General features: G+C 44.6%; 21 protein-coding genes and 1 pseudogene. 14 read left to right on the forward strand and 8 right to left on the reverse strand.

The window, feature by feature from the left end; genetic code table 11:
• Window positions 1–31: 31 nt before the first annotated feature.
• A complete protein-coding gene (locus D7V92_RS10675; RefSeq protein ID WP_011966909.1) occupies window positions 32–442 on the reverse strand; it encodes a phosphoribosylaminoimidazolesuccinocarboxamide synthase in 411 nt (136 codons plus the stop codon).
• A 452-nt stretch (window positions 443–894) separates the two neighbouring features.
• Between D7V92_RS10675 and D7V92_RS22735 the strand changes: the two are divergent.
• The 12 genes and pseudogenes from D7V92_RS22735 to D7V92_RS10750 form a co-directional block, all read left to right on the forward strand.
• Window positions 895–1,132 (forward strand): annotated as a pseudogene (locus D7V92_RS22735) (HTH domain-containing protein); the annotation flags it as partial.
• A gap of 908 nt (window positions 1,133–2,040) precedes the next feature.
• On the forward strand, window positions 2,041–2,946 hold the full coding sequence (locus D7V92_RS10700) for a transcriptional regulator (RefSeq protein WP_009276446.1): 906 nt from the start codon (window positions 2,041–2,043) through the stop codon (window positions 2,944–2,946).
• A 517-nt stretch (window positions 2,947–3,463) separates the two neighbouring features.
• Window positions 3,464–4,777 (forward strand): porin, encoded by a 1,314-nt coding sequence (locus D7V92_RS10705; RefSeq protein WP_005861166.1) that lies wholly within the window; start codon window positions 3,464–3,466, stop codon window positions 4,775–4,777.
• Window positions 4,778–4,807: 30 nt separating this feature from the next.
• Entirely contained in the window at window positions 4,808–6,019 is a 1,212-nt protein-coding gene (locus D7V92_RS10710; protein WP_005861167.1) for an imelysin family protein, read from the forward strand.
• Window positions 6,020–6,036: 17 nt separating this feature from the next.
• Complete coding sequence (locus tag D7V92_RS10715; RefSeq protein ID WP_121772849.1) at window positions 6,037–7,443, forward strand: di-heme oxidoredictase family protein; 1,407 nt, start codon at window positions 6,037–6,039, stop codon at window positions 7,441–7,443.
• Between the two features lie 22 nt (window positions 7,444–7,465).
• Window positions 7,466–8,701 carry a porin gene (locus D7V92_RS10720; protein WP_005866751.1) on the forward strand — a complete coding sequence of 412 codons (1,236 nt, stop codon included), beginning with the start codon at window positions 7,466–7,468 and terminating at the stop codon, window positions 8,699–8,701.
• 9 nt (window positions 8,702–8,710) lie between these two features.
• Window positions 8,711–9,418 carry a hypothetical protein gene (locus tag D7V92_RS10725; protein WP_121772850.1) on the forward strand — a complete coding sequence of 236 codons (708 nt, stop codon included), beginning with the start codon at window positions 8,711–8,713 and terminating at the stop codon, window positions 9,416–9,418.
• An 11-nt stretch (window positions 9,419–9,429) separates the two neighbouring features.
• Window positions 9,430–10,584, forward strand: coding sequence for a Rid family hydrolase (locus tag D7V92_RS10730; RefSeq protein WP_121772851.1), 1,155 nt, complete (start codon window positions 9,430–9,432; stop codon window positions 10,582–10,584).
• An 82-nt stretch (window positions 10,585–10,666) separates the two neighbouring features.
• Window positions 10,667–11,356, forward strand: coding sequence for a hemerythrin domain-containing protein (locus D7V92_RS10735; RefSeq protein WP_010185248.1), 690 nt, complete (start codon window positions 10,667–10,669; stop codon window positions 11,354–11,356).
• A 10-nt stretch (window positions 11,357–11,366) separates the two neighbouring features.
• Window positions 11,367–11,978: a response regulator transcription factor gene (locus tag D7V92_RS10740; protein WP_005861184.1), complete on the forward strand. Its 612-nt coding sequence runs from the start codon at window positions 11,367–11,369 to the stop codon at window positions 11,976–11,978.
• Window positions 11,979–12,149: 171 nt separating this feature from the next.
• Window positions 12,150–12,716: a DUF3575 domain-containing protein gene (locus D7V92_RS10745; RefSeq protein ID WP_087343594.1), complete on the forward strand. Its 567-nt coding sequence runs from the start codon at window positions 12,150–12,152 to the stop codon at window positions 12,714–12,716.
• Window positions 12,717–12,734: 18 nt separating this feature from the next.
• On the forward strand, window positions 12,735–14,183 hold the full coding sequence (locus D7V92_RS10750; RefSeq protein ID WP_121772852.1) for a DUF3868 domain-containing protein: 1,449 nt from the start codon (window positions 12,735–12,737) through the stop codon (window positions 14,181–14,183).
• A gap of 59 nt (window positions 14,184–14,242) precedes the next feature.
• Here D7V92_RS10750 and D7V92_RS10755 read toward each other — a convergent pair whose 3' ends face one another.
• Entirely contained in the window at window positions 14,243–15,313 is a 1,071-nt protein-coding gene (locus D7V92_RS10755) for a nitronate monooxygenase family protein (RefSeq protein ID WP_005861189.1), read from the reverse strand.
• Between the two features lie 255 nt (window positions 15,314–15,568).
• Between D7V92_RS10755 and D7V92_RS10760 the strand changes: the two genes are divergently transcribed.
• Both D7V92_RS10760 and D7V92_RS10765 read left to right on the forward strand, forming a co-directional pair.
• Complete coding sequence (locus tag D7V92_RS10760) at window positions 15,569–16,855, forward strand: hypothetical protein (RefSeq protein ID WP_121772853.1); 1,287 nt, start codon at window positions 15,569–15,571, stop codon at window positions 16,853–16,855.
• A gap of 85 nt (window positions 16,856–16,940) precedes the next feature.
• The gene (locus D7V92_RS10765; protein WP_121772854.1) at window positions 16,941–17,759 is read left to right on the forward strand and encodes a PstS family phosphate ABC transporter substrate-binding protein; all 819 of its coding nucleotides are present in this window, start codon (window positions 16,941–16,943) and stop codon (window positions 17,757–17,759) included.
• A gap of 93 nt (window positions 17,760–17,852) precedes the next feature.
• Here the strand turns inward: D7V92_RS10765 and D7V92_RS10770 are convergent, their stop codons facing one another.
• The 6 genes from D7V92_RS10770 to D7V92_RS10795 all read right to left on the reverse strand — a co-directional run bounded on the left by D7V92_RS10770 (window position 17,853) and on the right by D7V92_RS10795 (window position 21,524).
• Window positions 17,853–18,632 (reverse strand): UDP-2,3-diacylglucosamine diphosphatase, encoded by a 780-nt coding sequence (locus D7V92_RS10770; RefSeq protein WP_121772855.1) that lies wholly within the window; start codon window positions 18,630–18,632, stop codon window positions 17,853–17,855.
• A complete protein-coding gene (locus D7V92_RS10775) occupies window positions 18,629–18,946 on the reverse strand; it encodes a metal-sulfur cluster assembly factor (RefSeq protein WP_005861198.1) in 318 nt (105 codons plus the stop codon). Before D7V92_RS10775 ends, D7V92_RS10770 begins: the two co-directional genes overlap by 4 nt.
• A gap of 71 nt (window positions 18,947–19,017) precedes the next feature.
• Window positions 19,018–19,725 (reverse strand): DNA repair protein RadC, encoded by a 708-nt coding sequence (gene radC / locus D7V92_RS10780; protein ID WP_005866762.1) that lies wholly within the window; start codon window positions 19,723–19,725, stop codon window positions 19,018–19,020.
• 85 nt (window positions 19,726–19,810) lie between these two features.
• Entirely contained in the window at window positions 19,811–20,377 is a 567-nt protein-coding gene (efp, locus tag D7V92_RS10785; protein WP_005861200.1) for an elongation factor P, read from the reverse strand.
• Between the two features lie 100 nt (window positions 20,378–20,477).
• Window positions 20,478–21,182 carry an LrgB family protein gene (locus tag D7V92_RS10790; protein ID WP_121772856.1) on the reverse strand — a complete coding sequence of 235 codons (705 nt, stop codon included), beginning with the start codon at window positions 21,180–21,182 and terminating at the stop codon, window positions 20,478–20,480.
• Between the two features lie 3 nt (window positions 21,183–21,185).
• Window positions 21,186–21,524 carry a CidA/LrgA family protein gene (locus tag D7V92_RS10795; protein ID WP_005861203.1) on the reverse strand — a complete coding sequence of 113 codons (339 nt, stop codon included), beginning with the start codon at window positions 21,522–21,524 and terminating at the stop codon, window positions 21,186–21,188.
• Window positions 21,525–21,628: the final 104 nt, after the last annotated feature.

The raw sequence follows: 21,628 nt of genomic DNA on the forward strand, positions 1-21,628 counted from the left end.
TATTATTTAGATGTTCTATAAAGAGTTTGTATTATGACTCTATTTCGTTATCAAAATCAAGAAGGTTATCTGTCTGGTATTTATCAAAATCGGATTGGAATAGACGGTCTTGAATGATACGGTATTTCTCAAATCTTTTCTTATCAACGACATAGCCGCGAATGGCAAACTTGTAATATTTAGTTGCGTAGCTTTTGCCATCGGAAGCAGTTCGTCGGAATTTCCGACAGACTGAGTCTTCTTGTAATTCTTGGCTTTGAAATATATTTTGTAGATGTTCCGTGATAGTGGAACGGCTTTTATCGAACAATACGGCAATAGCATCCTGCGTCAGCCAAAGGCTTTCGTCTTGATATAAGACTTCTATACCTTCTTCTTTATTTTCTATTTGGAAAATAAAGAATTCAGCCGTGCTGTTGTGTATCTGCAATTTCTTATTCATGGCATGTTCTATGGACATTAATTATATACAAAAATAACCAAATTATTTCAGAATCAGGGTAACTACACCAAAATATCTATGAGATGGAGCTTAGGAAGAAATGCTTTTTGGCTCTGGTTAAAAGGGGGGCTTATCGTATATTTTCATGTACGCTCTTGCTCCTTATCGAATGATGCTGTAAAAAGTCGTACGTGTTTCCCGAAAAACATGTACGACTTTTTACAGAAACACGTACGTGTTTTTCAAAAATCACAATCGTGTTTTTAAGGTGTTGATATTAAACAATTTATATATTTGTGCCATTTGTATACCTTATTGTATATTATTATTACCAAGACGGAACACGCACTGCCTATACAAGAGTGGGTAATATTGATATTGAAGGGTATGCACATGACATGGGATTCACTTCCTACCCAAGTGGATGCCAGCAAACATTCTTGTAAATGAAGAAAAGTTCGGAGAGTGAGTTCGGAGACACTGCGGATAAGCCTAAAAATATAGGTAGAACAGCACAGAAGATCATCGACCTTGTCATTTCCGACCTTTCTATGTCAGCCGAAGCTATGGCTTATAAAATTAGGTATAAGTTCCCGTGCTGTAGAAAAACAAATCGCAAAATTGCGTTCTATGGGTATATTGTCTCGTGAAGGCGCAGACTTTGGTGGTTATTGGCGTATTATTTTAAGTTACCATTTTGAGGGGATGAGACGCAGCACGCTGCGTCTCTACAACTGGAGACAAAATTGGGCGAAAAAAGTAAGTTAGCTTGCTTTGGAAGTGAGGTATTGGAGTTTGAAAATCAAATAAAATATTATACATTTGCATGACTGGATAAGTCAAAGCGAATAATTGGTATCAAACAATGATAAACTAAAAAACATATGGATTATCTTAGGTTGAAATATTATTAATACGTATATTTGCGACAAGAAAAGGCTTTTTAATTAAGAGCCTCGTGTTGCGTGTGATATTTGTGCTGTAGGACGAAAATCGGCTAATTTTCTTAAATCTCCCTATGCACGAAGAAGGCCCCGCAACCCTTTACTGGATATACGTGTTATCTATGCTAATATAGTATGGATATATTTTGTATACAGATAAAGGGGGCGTGTGGCTGACTTTATTGGGAGTTGGGTCTTAGCCGAACCTTCGTCTACATAAATGTTCAGTCCTCGCCCTTCCTTTATTTTATAAGAAAGGACCACTACTTAACAAAAGCCATATAGCGCTCGTCTTTACGAAGGACATCTTTTCTAAAACATGTCCGGATCTTGTAAATCTAATAATTAATCATGTAAAGTGAATGGCTTATGGACGCTTGTAATATTGATGAGATCCAGAATCTCTTTATTTACTACTCCGCTTGTTTCAGCAAGTATTTTCCAGAGTTAGGGTTTTATTGTAATGAGAGGGAATTCCAGATACATGGTATTGTGCGGAGATATAGTGACATTACGGGAGTGTCCCATGATGGCTCTTATTTCTTAATTGAGATGCGAAAAGAATACCTGATCTACTTACCGTTATTGGTCGGTTCCAAATTCCGCATTTTAACTAAACAAAAACAACTTTATTCGTAATACAATCTTATGCTTATGCCAGAACTCATATCCATAGAAGAAGCCGCCCGTATTACCGGTTTCCCGTACGAGGAGATTGAAGATTGGGTAAAATCTCGAAAGATAACCTCTTTCCATACGAGAACCGGTACACGTATGGTAGATCCTGAGAACCTACGTGATTTCATTGCCCATATCGAACATCTAGGGATTCAAAAACTATACTTGCAACTGGTCATTCAAGACAAGGAGGAGGAAGCCGACGAGATTATCGCCCAGTACGACGATTACCTTTTCTGCCTACGATCCTTAAAGAACATCTCTCCCCTACTTAAACAAATCATCGCCGAACTATCCACATTTATAGATGATAAGCAAGATCGGTATATATTCACGGAAATAACCTCTGGGGCAAAAATACTGGACGTAGCCAAACGCTGCGATATATCTTACGATAGGATGTGCTACCGATATAAGAACATAGTACTCCGCTTGCAGGAAAACACCGGATTCTTAGCCGAATATAAGAAAACGATCAGCTGTCAAGACCTAGAGATAGAGCGCCTGCGGCTTGAGAAGCGAAACATGGAATATGAGCTGAGAACGCTCTATAAAGCAGTCCTCAAAAGTGGCTTGAGTCTCGATGCTCCGAAATCGTCGTTCGACATCCCCACGGATGCGGCCAGACGGATCTCCCTACCGGTCACAAGCCTAACCCTGTCTCCCTACATCCGTAAATGCCTCCAAAAATTGGAGCTGGAAACTATGGAGGACCTATTGCGCTACGCTAGGAAGAAAGGGCTCGATTCTTTGTTGAAGATCCCGGGATTCGGCCCTCTCGGTTTAGACCAGTTAAAATTTCAGCTGGAAAAGCATAAGATCATGAATAAGGCCGGAGACTCGGATCTCTATCAATACATCATCAATGAACCGGATAGCTGAACACAAAAAGAGCCTCTCTTCACAGGGAGGCCCTTTTTATGTGATGCCGGAAATAACCAATAAAAACTTCCCGACACTACGGTGTTAATCATCTTATATGCTTACATAAAATTAGCAGAAGGCTTTGGTTTGCGATATACTAATAGTGTTACATTCTTTTTGACATTGCAAAGATACGTCGGCCTATAAGGGTGCGCAATACCTATATATATGTAAAAAAGGAGAGCTCATACCTATTAATTGTTATATATCTTTTCATGGAGATCGATTTTTAGAACTAATGATCTTCTCGCTTGTAATAACTAACGCTTACCTCTGAAATAATACAAAACCGTATTTTCCAAAATTAACTATCAAGTTGTCTTGCGGGTCAATAATGGGGCCTATTGGGTGTGACGTCCTGAAAATATTCTTCCGGGATACCTATGAGTAGGTAATTAGGGTCTCATTTTACCTACTTCGGGCGATTGTAGCAAATTCTCAGCCCCTGTAATTTTGCCAAAAATTATAAAACGCAATGAGAACGTTAACAAATTTATTAGCGATTGGATTACTTTCCTTTACCGCTCTACATGCTCAAGAGAGTAATATGAGCTCTACCGTAAAGGCATCGGAGATGTATGCCGACGGTTTTTCTAAATTCCGTTTTGGAGGATATGGTGAGATGGCTGCCAGTTATATGGATTATGACTGGAATTGGGTGACACCTCAAGGTACATCACATATGAATCGGGCTACTGTCTCTATCCCTCGTTTTATTTTAGCTTTTGATTATAAGTTCTCTCCCAAATGGGTACTGAGTTCCGAGATTGAGTTTGAGTATGGAGGAACAGGCGCCGCACGGGAAGTGGAGTGGTACGAGGAGAATGGAGAATATGAGACCGAGATCGAGAAAGGTGGCGAGGTCGCCTTGGAGCAGTTCCATATCTCTTATCTGATGAACAAGCATTTAAACTTCCGTTTTGGACATATGATCGTACCGGTAGGCTTGACCAACGCACATCATGAACCCTTGAACTTTTTTGGTGTATATCGTCCGGAAGGAGAGACTACCATATTACCTTCTACTTGGCATGAGACGGGTGTGGCTCTATTTGGTGATTTAGGAAATTTCGATTACGAGTTACAAGTCGTTTCCGGTCTGGACCCACAAGGTTTCCGTATGGAGAACTGGGTTGGCAAAGGTACGCAAGGCGCTTTCGAGGAAACTCAATTTACGCATCCTGCCTTTGTGGCTCGTGTCAACTATAATGGAGTGAAGAAATTTAAAGGCTTACGTGTGGGCGCTTCTTTTTATTATAACCAACCCTCTAAGAATAGTAGCAAACCGCTGCGTAACCAAGGTGAGAAATATCCGCTTACCATCGTGACGGCGGACGCTCAATATAAAAGTCCGAACAATAATTTGATCGCCAGAGGTAATATCGTTTACGGCCATCTGGGCAACAGCAACGCTTTGACGAAGGTAAACAATAACTCATCTTCAGCTTCCGGATATCCTAATTCAACCGTGGCGGAGACCGCTGTCAGTTATGCGGCTGAGGTTGGCTATAATGTAGGTTCCTTCTTTAGCCGGAAAGCCCCTAGAATTTATCCTTTCGTTCGCTACGAATATTATAATCCGATGCAATCCGTAGAAAAAGGCAGTAATAAACTGGCGGATAGACGTCTTCAAAAGAGCGTGATTACGGCAGGCCTTAACTATTACGCGTTGCCTAATCTGGTCGTAAAGGCGGATTATGCGCACCGTATTGTAGGTAAGGGTGATTATAATAGCCAGAATATGGTTTCTGTCGGTATCGCTTATATCGGCTGGTTCTTATCAAGATAATAGACTATTAACAAATATATATGTAAGAATATGAAAAAAGTACTTTTATTACCCATGATGTTGATGGGTGTGGCTTTGAGCTTCACTTCTTGTGGAGACGACGATGATCCGGGTAAGGACCCCGATGTTGTAACTTATGACTTTAAGAATCTTCCTGCGGATTCGGGTACGAAACCAACAGAAGATCAGATGAGTGCGGTTGTCGCTACTTTCGTTGATGAGGTAGCTTTGCCTACCTATAAAGACATGTTGACAAAGATGACTGCCTATAAAAATGCGGTAGACAAGTTTATCGCGTCTGGTTCTAAGAATGATTTAGCGGATGCCTGCGACGCTTGGCGTGCGGTTCGTGTGCCTTGGGAACAAAGTGAGGCATTCTTGTTCGGTGTGGCGGATTTGGCACAGCTCGACCCGAGCTTGGATAGCTGGCCTTTGGATAAGAACGGTATAGAGGAGATTATAGCTACAGGAGAATTCAGCAAGATTTCAGGAGCTGTAGACGAAGACGCGGAAGATGGTCCTCAAAATTTACGTGGATTCCATACGGCGGAAAAGATGTTATTCTTAGACGGCGAGCCTCGTGATCTGGAAACAAGCCCGTTCGCAAAGAATGAATTGGAGTATTTGAAGTTAGTGTCCGAACGTATGTTATCTGATACTCAAGACTTATACAATGGTTGGTTGAAAGGCTTAGGAACTTCGGATGTTCCTTCTTCTTATGCGGAGGCTATGAAGAAACATGACGGTTCTGCCTATTCCATTGGTAATGTGTATCAGGCGATTGAGCTTATGCTGAATGGAAATAATGGTATGGCCGGAATCTCCAATGAAGTAGGTTCCGCTAAAATAACTGACCCGGTGACTGCATGGAATGGAAGTAATAAAGACGCTACCGACCCGAATAACCCCGGTGTCTTGGCTGTAGAGTCTTGGTATAGCTGGAATTCCTTGGACGACTATAAGAACAATATCGTAAGTATCAAGAACGCTTATTTCGGCGGTCGTGATTTGGATGAGGAATCCGCTTCCGAGAGTAGCTTGCATGCGTTGACTAAGATGATTAATCCTACGTTGGATAGTTTGATGGTAGTTCAAATTGATAAGACAATCGACGCTATCAATGCGATCGGCTATCCTTTCCGTAACAATCTAGGGGATACGGAGCATATCAATACAGCTACAGAAGCTTGCGCTGATTTAACGACAGGCTTGGGCGTTGTTAAGTCTAAGTTCACGAACTAATCGGACAAGCCGATACGATGAAACGAAGATTACTTCTATTATTCGCTTTATCCGGTAGTCTGCTGTGTAGTTGCGAATCCGAGGACTTGGAAAATTGGCAGGTTAAGAAACCCAATGGGCAGGTAGCTTCCGAGAAGGAATTGTCCGCGGGTATCTCAACCATTTTCTCCAATGCCCCGGATGCGTACGATACGCAGGCAAACTGGGTTACGGGCGAATTAGAGATGCGATTTAATCGTGGTGATGGATTGTACGACGATGCTCGCGGTGTTGAGAATGTGGATGGTGGAGGACTAGGGCCGCTTTATGCCGGATATTCTTGCGGTTCTTGTCATAAAAGTACCGGGCGGACCCGTCCGGCTATAGCCGATGGAGGTTCCGGCCCCGGCTTCTCATCCATGCTTATTTATATATCACGTAAAAGTGGCGGCTATTTTCAAGATTACGGCCGGGTACTACATGATCAAGCGATATACGGAACGAAACCGGAGGGAAGGGTTAAGATTACTACTACTTCCCAAAAATATACGTTCCCCGATGGGGAGGAATATGAGTTGGTCACCCCTCATTATGAGATAAAGGAATGGTATGCTGATAGTATTCCGATGTCGGATTTACGGATTTCCGTACGTCAACCTTTACGGCATGTCGGAATGGGGCAGATGATGGCGCTCGACTTGGATATGCTAAAGCAAATCGCCGCTAAAAGCAATTATCCGGAATATGGTATTAGTGGACGTATAAACTATGTGACGGAAAAGGGAAAGAAACAGATTGGTATCTCTGGTAATAAGGCGAATCATGCCGACTTAACGGTGGAATTGGGATTCTCTTCCGATCTCGGTGTTACGAACGATCGTTTCCCGCATGAGGTAGGAGAAGGACAGGGTAATATGATGGGTTTTGCCATGACCGGGGCGCAGGTCTCTACGGAAGATATGGAAGATGTGGATTTATACCTCCAGACCTTGGGGGTACCCGCCCGTCGGAATGTGGATGATCCTACGGTTCTTCAAGGAGAGCAACTTTTCTATCAAGCGAAATGTCATTTATGCCATGTGACTTCCTTGAAGACACGCCCTCGCGGATCTGTCCTTTTGAATAATACGGAATTGCCTCAATTAGGTAATCAGGTGATCCATCCTTATTCGGACTTTTTATTGCATGATATGGGTGTTGAGCTAGGGGATGATTATCCCAGTGGCTTGGCCAACGGTAATGAATGGAGGACTACCCCGTTATGGGGATTGGGATTACAAGAGGTCGTAAACGGCCATACCTATTATTTACATGATGGCCGTGCCCGGAACCTGACGGAGGCTATTATGTGGCATGGTGGGGAAGGAGCTGCGTCGCGTACCCTATTCTCTCGCATGACAAAAGACGAGCGGGCCGCTCTGATTAAATTCCTACAAAGTTTATAAATAAATAACGCATAGAATCGAAATGAAAAAAATATATAGGACGTTGCTTGTGGTGCTTCTATCAGCAGGTGTTTTCTCCGTGAAAGCTCAAGATACAAAGAAAGAGATGGATGATAAATATGTAGAGAACGATGTGGTTTCACTAGCGGGAAAGAAGGGCTTTTCTTTTTCTACCAAGGCCGGTGATTTTTTGTTTAAGCCCTATGCGTTGGTACAGGCAAGCGCTTGCTACAACCGATATGACGACCAAGGGCTGGAAAGCCATTATGCCAAGAGCGTAGCGAACTCCGGTTTCGCGATCCCTAACGCTATTCTCGGTTTTACGGGTAAGGCTTTTGGACGGGTTACTTTCAATTTATCGCTGAATGCCGCTAAGAGTGGAGGTGCCTTATTGCAACAGGCTTGGTTCGACGTAGCGATCAAGGAGTCGTTTCGTATCCGTGTCGGTAAGTTCAAGACACCGTTTATGCATGGCTATTTAAGTACTTTGGGGGAGACGTTGTTTCCGGTACTGCCTTATTCCGCTTCCCAATCCGTATTGCTTCCTTACGACGTGAATTATGTCATACCGAATATGTCCACGGGATTCGACTTGGGTGTACAGGTACATGGTTTGATCCATGATAAATGGAATTATCAAGTCGGTATTTTTAATGGTACGGGTATCGACGTGAATTTGGCGACTAAGACAAACTGCGATGATCATAAATGGTTGCCTTCGCTGTTATATGCGGGTCGTCTGGCCTTTATGCCGAAGGGGGAGATGCCAACGTCTCAAGGCTCACCGGAGAATCTGAACGACGATAAGATGTCTATCGCCGTATCTGCCTCTTATAATGCGGAGGCCGAGTTCTTGACCAGTAGCGACACCCGTGTGGGCGTTGAGTTCGCATGGATCAAGAACCGCTGGTATGTGGCTGCCGAAGGTTACTATATGAATATGCATTTTACCAAGATCATGCAAAAGCCGGATAAGAATTTCTGGGGAGCTTACGCTCAATTGGGCTATTTCATCACTCCGAAATTGCAGGGTGCTTTGCGATATGATTTCTATGATCGTAACGCTACGGATGAGGGTGGTTTGTTGAATATGCCCGCCGCTGGTTTGAATTATTATTTCTTTAATAATAATTTGAAGCTACAGGTTATGTATCAATATCTAGGTCGTAGCGGTCATGCTACGCAGAATGACCGGGATGAGGACGCTATTGGATTGGCTCGTCACTCCGCTACGGCTATGTTGCAGTTCACGTTCTAATCTTTGGGTATGAAACGATATATTCAATATATAATGTATGCCTTATTCCTGTTATTCGGGCTGGGTTGTGATGAGGGTAAGATTTATCCGGATGAGACGGTTGATTCCGGGCGAACCGCTACCGTGTCACTTTCTTTCACTGGCCTGAAAGCTTGGCCGAAGGAGAATATGCTCTCGTTATGTGCTTTTGGCGAGGATAAGTCGAAACCTTTGCAAACCCAGCGTATCAGTAAGCCGGCGGAAGACGGCAAAAGACTAAAACTCCGATTGAATAATGTCACTCCGGATACGAGGAGTATAGAGGTCGCTGTGATTAGTAGGGGATTGCGGTTGGTTTACTCCTATTATACGTCTCCGGTGGATGATTCGGACGAACCGCTTGATTTGTCTGTCGGCGAATTGGATTTAGCGAGCTTCAAACGTATACAAGCGCAGGTGTTCGACTTGAATTGCTTGTCTTGTCATGGAGGAGGATCGGGATTGGCCGGTCAGCTGGATCTTAGGGACGATGTGGCTTATAAATCTTTAGTGAACGTAAAGGCGCCCCTTTCGGAAGAGGGTAAGAACTACGTGACCCCGGGTAATATAAACAATAGTTTCTTGCTGGATATATTGGAGGATAATCCGGTACATAAGGATATGTTCAATAGTTCCGGGAAACAGGAGGTCCTTGCTTTGATCCAAGGTTGGATCTTAGGAGGGGCATTGGATAATTGATAAGAAAGAAAATGATGAATTATACGAGGAGGATAGATACGGATAAAGCGGTAGAAATGCAAATCTCTTCATTCACGGGTAAAGGTGGAACAACGGAATATCAGGTGATGGTATCGATCACGGACCCTTGTTTGTCTTTCGTGGAGCAATTGCAAAACCTTTTGCGGGTTTATGTGACTGTCGTGAAGGAAGAGCTATCGAATGACGCTACCGCCGTTTTCCGCCGTTATTTTTTAAGTGACGCAGCTAATCAGACGGATAGCGTGATGGAGTGGGAGTGCGAGAGCGCCTTTTGCCCGCTCTCTATCGTTCAGCAGCCGCCTTTGAATGGAACAAAGATCGCTATGTGGACCTATTTGCAAACGGGGATGTCGGTACAAACGTACGATTCCGGTTTACTGGAAGCGTCGCATAACGGTTATAGGCACCTCTGGGGGGGAGGTGCCTTCAATAAGGCGGCCAATTCGGAATACCAGACCCGGCTTTTATTGAATGACTATGTGATGCAATTGATGGGGCAGCGTTGTGCGTTGGCCTCTCATTGTGTCCGTACTTGGTTCTTTGTGCAAAACGTAGACGTGAATTACGCCGGTGTGGTGAAAGCCCGGAAAGAAGTTTTTATCACGCAGAATCTTACGGAGAAGACGCATTATATCGCTAGTACGGGTATCGAGGGACGTCATGCCGATCCCTCGGTGTTGGTACAGATGGACAGTTATGCGGTGGATGGGTTGGAGCCGGGACAGGTTCAGTTCCTTTACGCTCCCACGCACTTGAATCCTACTTATGAATATGGAGTAACCTTCGAGCGGGGTACGGCTGTTATGTATGGGGATCGTAAACAGGTCTTCATCTCGGGTACGGCGAGTATCGATAACCGGGGAGAGATTGTCTATCCGGGCGATATCGTAAAACAAACCGAGCGGATGATGGAAAATATCAGCGTGTTGCTGAAAGAGGCGGACGCTACTACTCGTGATATTACGCAGGCGATCACCTATTTGAGAGATATGGCTGATTATGCGGTGGTTAAGAAGTATTTTGAGGCGCATTACCCGGATTTGCCACATTTGATAGTCTTGGCCCCCGTTTGCCGTCCCGGATGGTTGATAGAGACTGAGTGTATAGCGGTCGTGCCGACGGAGTCGTCCTTTAAGCCTTTGTGAAATAATAATAAATGTACGAGATATGGAAGAAAAAGGAGTATATTTGGCTATTCAAACACCAAGACAAGTTAGAAAGAAGCCTATGTATAAAAATGGAATGTACCGGGAAACCGATAAAATGAGTGATCTGATCTGCGAGAACTATCCGATGGTTTTAGTCATGAGCCGTTTTGGTATAGCGCTTGGGTTCGGAGAGAAGAATATCGGGGAGGTTTGCCGGCAGAATGGGGTGGATGCTTGTACTTTCCTGACGGTCGTGAATTTCTTGGTCGAGGAAGTGAATACGCCTGTCGAGAATATCAGCAAATGCCTGTCGATCGAGAACTTGATCCGCTATTTGCATAATGCCCATGATTACTTCTTGAACTTCCGCTTGCCACATATCCGTCGTAAATTGGTAGACGCTATATCCGGGTGCCCGGAGGATGTCGCTTTTGTGATCACGAAGTTTTTCGATGAGTATGCGGAGGAGGTAAATAAACATATGTCTTATGAGGAACGTGCTGTTTTCCCTTATGTCCGTAATTTGTTGGAAGGAAAGAGAGATCCGAAATACAATATTACGATCTTCCGTAAGCGTCATGATCAGATCGAGATGAAGATCACGGAGTTGAAAAATATCCTGATCAAATACTATCCGGGAGCGGGTACGAATATGCTGAATAGTGTCTTGTTCGATATTTTTGCCACGGAGGAAGACTTGGCTTCACATACCCGTGTGGAGGATTATTTGTTTGTACCGGCCATATTGGCTTTGGAAAAGCAATTATAAGCATGAATCGATGAGTACAAATCTAAAGATTGCGATAGCCGAACCTTCTGTTATCATAAGGAGCGGACTGGAGAACCTGTTGAAACGGTTACCGGGTTTCCGTATCCAGATGGTGGAGATTCATTCGGTGGAATCTCTTTTCGACTCGCTTCGTATGCACAAACCGGATGTGTTGATCGTGAATCCGGCTTTGCCCGGCTATTTCACGTTGCAACATTTGAAGGAGGAAAGCGGCTGTGCCGAGATGAAATGTATCGCTTTATTATATTCTGTCTCAGACAGTGTGTTATTGCGTTCTTATGATGAACAAATTAACATATACGATAGCCCTGATGAGATCAAGCACAAATTGGAACGGTTGAACGCCGAGGTACTTCCGGATGACGAGCCGGAAGGGGATGACGAGCAACAATCGTTAAGCTCGAGGGAAAAAGAGATCGTAGTCTGCGTCGTGAAGGGAATGACAAACCGGGAGATAGCGGATCGTTTGTTTCTTTCTACGCATACGGTCATCACCCACCGCCGTAATATCGCTCGGAAACTTCAAATTCATAGTGCCAGCGGTCTTACGATCTATGCGATTGTCAATAAGCTGGTCGAATTAGGCGACATCAAGCAGTAATCGTATATTTATAAATAAGTTAAAGGGAATGTGGATAAGCGATAAAAGCGCCTTCCGCATTCCCTTTACCATTAATATAATTAAATTTAATGATCATATCTTATTAACGCTTATCGAAAACTAAAACCCGTTTATTCCTGTTTCTTCTTCAAATCATTAAGCTTATAAGAAATGAAGAAAGCATTTTTACTTGGATTAACATTGTTATTTTCCTTATCTATGAGCGCACAACATTTCGCGTTGAAGAACAATCTTCTCTATGACGCGACTACGACTCCGAACTTAGGATTCGAGGTGGGCTTAAGCAAAAAGGTTACATTGGATGTCTCGGCGGGATATAATCCTTTCAAGTTCAATGACGGTAAGAAACTGAAGCATTGGCTTGTCATGCCGGAAGTGCGTTATTGGACTTGCGAGAAATTCAACGGTACGTTTATTGGCGTGCATGCGTTGGGCGGACAGTATAATATCGCCGGGATTAAATTACCCTTTGGCATATTCCCTAATTTGAAGGACCATCGTTATGATGGTTATTTGTACGGTGGCGGACTTACGTTGGGACATCAATGGATACTGAATAAGCGTTGGAGTATAGAAGCCGCTATCGGCGCCGGTTATGCCCGTGTACATTATGATAAGTATAATTGCGGGGACTGTGGCTCTAAGATCGAGACCAAGAACTCGAACTATTGGGGTGTAACGAAAGCGGCCCTTTCTATCATTTATTTTATCCACTAAAAAACGATCTAGAGAGATATGAGACATTTATTGAGTATATGCATCGCTTTATTGTTCCTCGGAGGTGTGAGCCTACAGGCCCAGAACGGTGTGCGGGGAACTGTTAGTTTCGAGAATGTAAGCGCAAAGAAGGACGGAAGCCAGCTTATGATGAATTTTACGACCAATCTGAGCAATCTGCGTTTGAAATCCCAAGAGATGATAATCTTGACACCGGTATTGCAATCGGTAGATAAATCGCAATCTTATCAGTTTAACCCGATCGTGATTACCGGGCGGGCACGTATGAAGGCGTTGAACCGTGAGTTGGGTTTCGATAGTTATGAATTTCCCCAAACTCCTAGCTTGATTATCCGTCAGACGAAGAAGGGACCGGAATTGATTCCGGTGGAATTGTCCGTACCCTATGCGGGATGGATGCGAAACGCTACCTTGATGGTGGATGAGAATACCACGGGATGCGCTTCTTGTGAGGTCTCAAATGACATCTATGGGGTGATGAGCCGTGTATTGCCTCCGTTAGCTCCTCCCGTTTATGAGCTTAGCTATGTTACTCCTCCGGTAGAGCCAGTGAAACAACGGAGCGAGACGCATTCCGCTTATTTAAACTTTGAGGTAGGCAAGTCCGTATTGTTACGTGATTTCAAGGATAACGCTACCGTGCTGAATGAGGTGAATAAGATTGTAACGGAAGTCCGTAACGATAAGAATCTTAGCTTTACCGAATTTAAGGTTACCGGATACGCTTCCCCGGAAGGTGGCTACGATTATAATATGAGATTGTCCGAGAGTCGTGCCAAGGCTTTTGTCGCTTACATGAAAGATAAGGAGAAGATGGATCCTTCCTTGATGAAAGTAAATTGGATGGGTGAGGATTGGATCGGATTGCGTCAAGAGGTTACGAAATCAGATTTGGCGAATAAGAAGGAGATTCTGGAGATCTTGGATATTCAAGATATAAACAAGCGCAAGGCTAAACTACATGCCTTGAACGGAGGTCGGACTTATAAGATATTATTGGATAAATACTATCCTCCTTTAAGACGTATTGATTATACCTTGGCTTATATCGCACGTCCGTTCGACGTGAACGAGGCCAAGCAAGTGATCAAAACGAAACCTCAATATTTAAGTTTGAATGAGATGTTCTTGGTAGCCAATTCTTATGATAAAGGCAGCGATCAGTTCAAGGAGGTATTCGATATCGCCGTTCGTCTTTATCCGACCGACCCGATCGCTCAATTAAATACGGCGGCCCTTGAGATTGAGACTGGTGCTTACGATCCGGCCATCAGTCGTTTGCAAGGTATTAATTTGCCGGAAGCATGGAATAACCTAGGTGTCGCTTATGCGATGAAGAAGGATTATACGACCGCTATGCAATATTTCGATCAAGCTGCCCAAGCCGGCATGCAGGATGCCACCGCGAACCGGGATGAGCTGGCCGCTTGGTTGGCCGAGCAATAATGGAGATACTTACCTTCGAATATAAAAAAAGCCCCCGTTTCCGGAGGCTTTTTTTGTGCTTATAATTTAGCTTTCCATTCATTCATCAACTCGGTAATGGTTTCCCGTACCGAAGTGATCTTATTCGCTCGCCAAGCGTTACTGCCGGCGAAAGCGTATCCATTCTCGAAATTCCCTTTGAAGGCGTTGTACAAGGCGGTGACGATACAATACGGGCTGCGTGATATATCGCACGTCTTGATACAGTTGAAGGGACAAGCTTTCGGTTGCTTGATTCCCGCCTTCACTTTCTCAAGGAAACTGCAATGGATGGCTCGTCCGGGCATGCCGACGGGACTTTTGATGATCTCTATGTCCTTCTCCTCTGCCTGTATATAGGTCTGTTTGAAGGCTTCCGAGGCATCGCATTCCGTGGTGGTAACGAACCGGGTTCCTAACTGAACGCCTGATGCTCCAAGGTCTATCATGCGTTTGATATCTTCACCCGTATAAATGCCTCCTGCCGCAATTACCGGGATCTTTTTGTCGTATTTCTGCTCGAAATGAGAGACTTCCTCTACGACTTGAGGTAATAATTCTTCCAATGAGAAATGCTGGTCTTCCAACTGGTTTTCCTTATATCCCAGATGTCCACCCGCTTTCGGGCCTTCTAGTACCACCGCATCCGGAAGATAATCATAGTTATTCTTCCATTTCTCGCAGATGATGCGTACGGCACGTGCGCTGGAAACGATGGGAACCAGCTTGGTGACGCTATCTTTCTTGAGGAAAGAAGGCAAGTCCAAAGGCAGTCCGGCACCGCTGAAAATGATGTCTACCTTTTCCGCTATACTGGTTTTCACCAATTCGGCGAAGTCGGAAAGAGCCACCATTACGTTTACGCCGATGATACCTTTCGCTTTTTCCCGGGCCTTGCGGATCTCTTCCGCTAACCCGAGATTCCCAGCTTCCGTATAATTGCTGGGTGACAATTTCTTATATAAAAGTCCGAGACCGGCTGCGGAGATAACGCCGATCCCACCTTCATTTGCAACGGCCGAGGCTAAGCCGGAAAGAGAGATGCCTACGCCCATTCCACCTTGGATGATTGGAATACGAGCCTTTAGGTCTCCGATTGTTAATGTCTTCATTAAAAAAATAAATATAGTGTTTCAATAATCGAGGCAAAGGTAGCACAATATCCCAATAAATGTGCGAAATGGACCAGAATTATCGCGCAAATATTCTAGTCATGTGCAATGTATGGAACGAACCGATTATTTTATGTAAATTCGTCCCTGAATAATTAGGCAAGACGTCTGTAACAGGATTGTAATGTATGTGAAACGGGTGTGAAACAGGAGCGTTGTAACTTTGCGACGCAAATATAGTTTTTATAGTTAGGAATGAAATTAGGAAAAGTTATAGCGCTCATGTTAGTGCTGCTTCCATTCAGTATGGGAGCGCAGGAGGTGGATCAGTCGGTGGAAAAACGTATCGATTCCTTGGCTACGGAAGTGACTACCTTGGATAAGGTAGTCCAGAAGCTAAGCAAATTCAAGGTTTCCGCTTATATCCAAGGACAATACCAATATGGACAGGAGGACGCTACCTTGAAAGTGGGCGATAAGAACGAGAACTTGGATAAAGGGTTTAACCGGATCGGTATCCGCCGGGGGCGTATGAAGTTTGAGTACAATGATGAGATCGGAACAGGTGCTGTCCAGATCGAGGTGAATGATAAGGGAGTAAGTTTCCGTGATCTGTATATCGGTATCAAGGACCCTTGGACGAAGCGTAGCCAGTTGATGGCTGGTGTGTTCAACCGTCCTTTCGGTTATGAGGTCTGTTATTCCACGAGTTCTCTCGAATCTCCGGAGAGAGCGACTATTATCCAGTATTTCTTCCCGGATGAGCGTGACTTGGGAGCGATGCTTACCTTACGTACCAAGACTACCAGCCCATTGAGTTTCTTGCGATTGGATGCCGGTCTGTTTGCCGGAAACAGTATCAACCGGGAGACGGATAGCCGGAAAGATTTCATCGGGCGTCTGGGTGCCGAGAAGTCGATAGGCGACTGGGGAAAATGGGGAGCCGGTTTCTCCTATTACCATGGTTTTGTCTACAACCCGACTACCGAGGCGTATGAGATGCGTGGCAATCATTTCGTTAAGAGGGATATGGGAGAGACGGGTACTTATATGAAGCGCCAGTATTTAGGTTTGGATGGACAGTTTAGTTTTCTTTCATCTTTAGGAAAGACCACTCTCCGTGCGGAAGGTTTGATCGGTACCCAACCCGGTATCGCCGGAAGCAGTAAAAGCCCGAACTACGGTACCCGACCGGAGAATTTGCCGGAAAATTCTTTGTTCAAGCGCCCTTTCCTTGGTTACTTCTTTTATTTGGTACAGGATATAGGCGCCTCTCCTTTCTCCGCCGTATTGAAATATGACGTTTACGATCCGAATACGAAGGTAAGTGGCAATGAGGTCGGGGCGGAAAATAGCTTCACCTCGAAGACCGATTTGGCGCAGAGCACGATAGGTATCGGCGGTATCTATAATTTCAATAAACATATCCGTCTGCAAGCTTACTACGAGTTTAACTTCAATGAGAAAAGTAACCTCGTGAAGGGCTACGAGAACGACCGGAAGGATAATGTATTGACAGTCCGTCTTCAATATAAGTTTTAATTCATAGGATTGTAATATCTGTTTCATCCCATTGAAATACCGAAGTATTTATTTTGTATCGTAAATAAAAGATAAATACAAAGGAATGAAGAAGACGATTTTATTAGCTGCCGTGGCAGCCTGTTTGTTTGCCACGAATGTGTTTGCCCAGAAGATAAAGGGTAGCGATACTTGTTTGCCTCTTACCCAGACTGAAGCCGAGAATTTCATGAATAAGAACAAAGCCGCTAAGATAACGGTGACGGGTGGTGGCTCCGGCGTGGGGATCTCCGCTTTGATGGAAGGCACTACGGATATAGCGATGGCTTCCCGTAAGATGAAATTCGACGAGCGCGTGAAGTTGCAAGAAGCCGGGAAGAAGACGAAAGAGGAGGTGATCGCCTATGACGCTCTGGCTGTTGTCGTGCATCCTTCCAACAAGGTATCCAATCTGACCCGGGAGCAATTGGAAGGCATTTTTACCGGCAAGATCAAGAATTGGAAAGAAGTGGGTGGTGCGGATATGAAGATCGTGGCCTATTCCCGCGAGACTTCTTCCGGAACCTACGAGTTCTTCAAGGAGAGCGTGTTGAAAAATAAGAACTATATGAACGGTATCTTGAGCATGCCGGCTACAGGTGCCATTATCCAAAGCGTAAGCCAGACGAAAGGAGCCATTGGCTATGTAGGTCTTGCTTATTTGAATAAAGAAGTGAAGCCGATCCATGTATCGTATGATGCCGGAAAATCCTACGTGGAGCCTTCGTTGGAGAACGCGAGGAATAAGACCTATCCGGTTGTCCGTCCGTTGTTCTATTACTATGAGACGAAGAATGCCTCAAAGGTGCGACCGTTCATCGATTATGTGATGTCTGCCGAAGGACAAGCGACGGTGAAGAAGGTTGGTTATATCCCGGTAAAGTAAGCGGAGAATCCGGACAGCGTTGTATGAGCACATCATACAACGCTGTCTAAGGTGCTTCGACAGTACTGTCTAAGGTGTTAAGACAACGCTGTCTTATGTGTTGGGATAAGATCGTCCGTCCGTCTCTTCCAGAAACTGATCCATATACAGATTCTCGCCATCCCATACGATATAAGAGAAGAATTGCATCCAATCCCCGGCTATGAGAATACGGGAGGTACGGCTTAACATCAAGTCCAACATGATGTGGCGATGGCCGAAAATGAAGAAGTTTATATCGGGATGCGTCTTTAGATATTCCTTGGCGAAAACAACCATATATTCAGCGTCTTCCCCTTGATACTTTTTAGCCTCTTGCTTTTCCAGTCCGCTCTTCCGGCTGTTGAGCGACCAACCTAAAGCGAACCCGAACGTCCAGCGGGGGTGTATTCCCGCATATAGCCATTGGCAGAACTTGTTCCGGAAAATAGCCCTGATCAGACGGAATGCCTTACTCCGGAAATCTACCTCATCGCCATGCCCGAGGAAGAAACGTTTCCCTAATAAATCGACTGTCAAGGTATCCCGATGGATGATGGCGCCTATCTCTTTCGGCAAGTAGTCGAACATCCAGATGTCATGGTTACCGATAAAGATATGTATTTCTATGCCTCTGTCCGCTAACTCGGCCAATTTCCCCAGAAAACGTACATGGCCTTTCGGCACGACGTATTTGTATTCGTACCAATAGTCGAATAGATCTCCCAGAAACCAAATGGCGGAAGCGTCCTCCTTGATGCTATCCAGCCAACGTACCAGTTTCTTCTCGATGGCTAAAGGGTCCTTGTGGAAACGGGCTCCCAGATGCGCGTCTGAGGCGAAATATATTTTCATAGAAAACCTAATTCCAGTTTAGCCTCCTCCGTCATCATGTCCTTGTCCCATTCCGGCTCGAAGACGAGGTTTACCTCTACATTGTTCACCCCATCGACCGCTTCTACCTTCATACGGACATCTTCCAATATGAAATCGGCCGCCGGACAGTTCGGGGCGGTGAGGGTCATATCGATGCGTACATTTTTTTCCTCATCGATATCTACCTTATATATAAGCCCAAGATCGTATACGTTTACGGGTATTTCCGGGTCGTATACCGTCTTCAGCATAGCGACGATCGCTTCTTCTGTTTGGAGAAATTCGTTGTTCATCTTCTTTTGTTTTATACGCGAATATACATTAATACTTCTATATACTAAACCGGGGGAAAAGAGAATTTGTTTCACCGGACCAGCCTTCCTTCATCCGCATAGCTATAATAACCGCTATCGGACAGGATGATATGGTCCAGTATCCTAATATCCATCAGCTTCGCCGCCTTTTGGATACGCTCGGTCAAGGCATCGTCGTGCGTACTGGGGCGGAGGCTACCGGATGGATGATTATGGCATAGGATTATACCGGAGGCCAAGGCGTTGATCGCCGCTTTTAATACCAAACGGATATCCACGGAAGTCTGGTTTACTCCGCCCTGACTGATTTTTACCTTTTGTATCACCTTATTTAATGGATTGGTTAGAGCGATCCAGAGTTCCTCATAAGGTAAATCGCATAGTTGGGTACGGAATAGGAGATAGGAGTCTTTGCTGCTTCGGATAGCATCTTGAGGAGACGCCTCTGAGGTTTCCCGCCGTTTCCCTAGTTCCATAGCGGCGCAGATCGTGACCGCCTTCGCCTCTCCGATACCTTTAAAGCCGGAAGTTAATTCTTTGATGGAACGTTTACCCAATGTATTCAGATTGTTATTTACGGAGTGAAGTATCCGTTGAGAGAGTTGTACGGCCGTCTCCTCATTGTTGCCGGATCCGATCAGTATGGCGATCAATTCGGCATCGCTTAATACGGAAGCGCCTTTTTGAAGCATTTTCTCACGGGGCCTGTCTTCTTCGGCCCATTCCTTGATGGAAAGTTTTCCTGTCTTTTCTTTCATAGTCGGGAAAGGTTTATGATTTGGTTAAAAAAATAGTTCCCGCCTGCTTATCAAGCGGGAACCGTATATTTTGACAAGACCCGGATTACTCGCGGATACGGCCTACGTAAGAACCATCAGTCGTATTGATCTCGATAACCTCGCCTTCGTTGATGAACAACGGAACACGAACTTCCGCACCAGTCTCTACGGTTGCCGGTTTCAAGGTGTTAGTAGCAGTGTCACCTTTAATACCCGGTTCTGTATAAGTAACTTTTAATTGAACTTTTGTAGGCATGTCGGCGAAAAGAACCGTATCGGTAGATGCATCAGAAACAACGTCTACAATTTCTCCCTCTTTCATGAAATCAACGCCGTTGATCAAGTTTTTGTCGATGATCACGTCATCGAATGTCTCTTGGTTCATGAAATGATAATGCTCGCCTTCCGTATAAGTGAACTGATACGGGCGACGTTCTACGCGTACATCTTCCAACTTCTCACCGATATTGAAACGACGCTCGATCTGACCGCCTTTTACAACATCTTTCAATGTGGTACGCATGATGGTATTACCTTTACCCGGTTTTACGTGAAGGAAATCGACGCAGAAATAGAGTTTTCCGTCCAAACGGATACAAGTTCCTTTCTTAATGTCTTGTGAATTGATCATATTTATTTTCTTTATTTATATATGTTATAGAGTAATCCGTAACGATTTTTGGGTACAAAAGTAGTACATTCCTGCTAAAGTAGCAAAAAGTTTTGCGTATTTATATGGAAAAATAGTTGCAAATCAACCGAATAACCGGAACCAAGACCGCTGTCATGATACCCATCAAGCCAATCGCCAGTCCGCTTAATGCTCCTTCGATGGCCCCGATTTGAATGGCCGCTGCTGTTCCTACTCCATGGGAGGAAGCCCCTAACGCCAGTCCTTTAGCGATATGGCTATCTATTCCCAGTACCCTCACCACGATAGGGCCCACTATACTGCCAAAGATTCCTACCGCTACGACGATGACGGCGGTAAGTGAAGGTATGCCGCCCGCTTTCTCCGCTATCCCCATAGCGATCGGGGTGGTGACGGATTTCGGTTGGAGCGTGGCGATCAACGCTTGGTCGGCTCCCATCAATTTACCGATGATGATTACGCTTACGATTCCGACAATGGCCCCGACAAATATGGAAGTCAAGATCGAAACGACATTTCCCTTTAGATATTGGATTTGCTCATATAACACATAGCCAAGGGCCACTACCGAAGGCCCCAGCATAAAATGGATCAAATGACTGCTTTGCTGGAACGACTCATATTGAATGCCTAGGACTTCCAGTACCACGATAATCACGAAGATGGTCGTAAGCAAAGGATGCAAAAGACTGATATGGACTTTCTTGTAAAGAGCCAAGGAAGTCAGGTAGGTACCAATTACCAAGGTAAGAGCGAAAATCTCGGAATGCGCCAGATTATCCATGGTCTATTTTCCCTTTTCCAGTTTTTGTTGCACCAACGCTACGCTGGCGATGACTAAAATTGTACTTACTACGGAAGCGATCAGCAGGACTGCCCAATACTCGGAGATGATCCCGAAGGAATTCATAAGCCCTACACCGGCAGGAACGAAGAATAATCCCATGTTTTGGGTAAGAACCGTGGAAAGACGTTTCACCTTTTCAGGTTTTACTTTCTTGAACGCGAGGGCTAAGAACAATAGCACCATCCCAATTACGCTACCCGGTATGAAACCGTCGATAAAGTAGCTGATAAACTCTCCCGTGAAATAGAAGAAGAGAATGTAAAATGCTTCTGTTAGCATAGTTTTTCTACCTTTTTTGATAACCGCTACAAAGATAACAGCTATTTCGTAGATATGTTCTATAACATATTATTTTAACATAATAGGGGCGGGGTTCGCCCACC

Source organism: Parabacteroides sp. CH2-D42-20 (genome assembly GCF_003670185.1).
Lineage (GTDB): Bacteria > Bacteroidota > Bacteroidia > Bacteroidales > Tannerellaceae > Parabacteroides > Parabacteroides distasonis.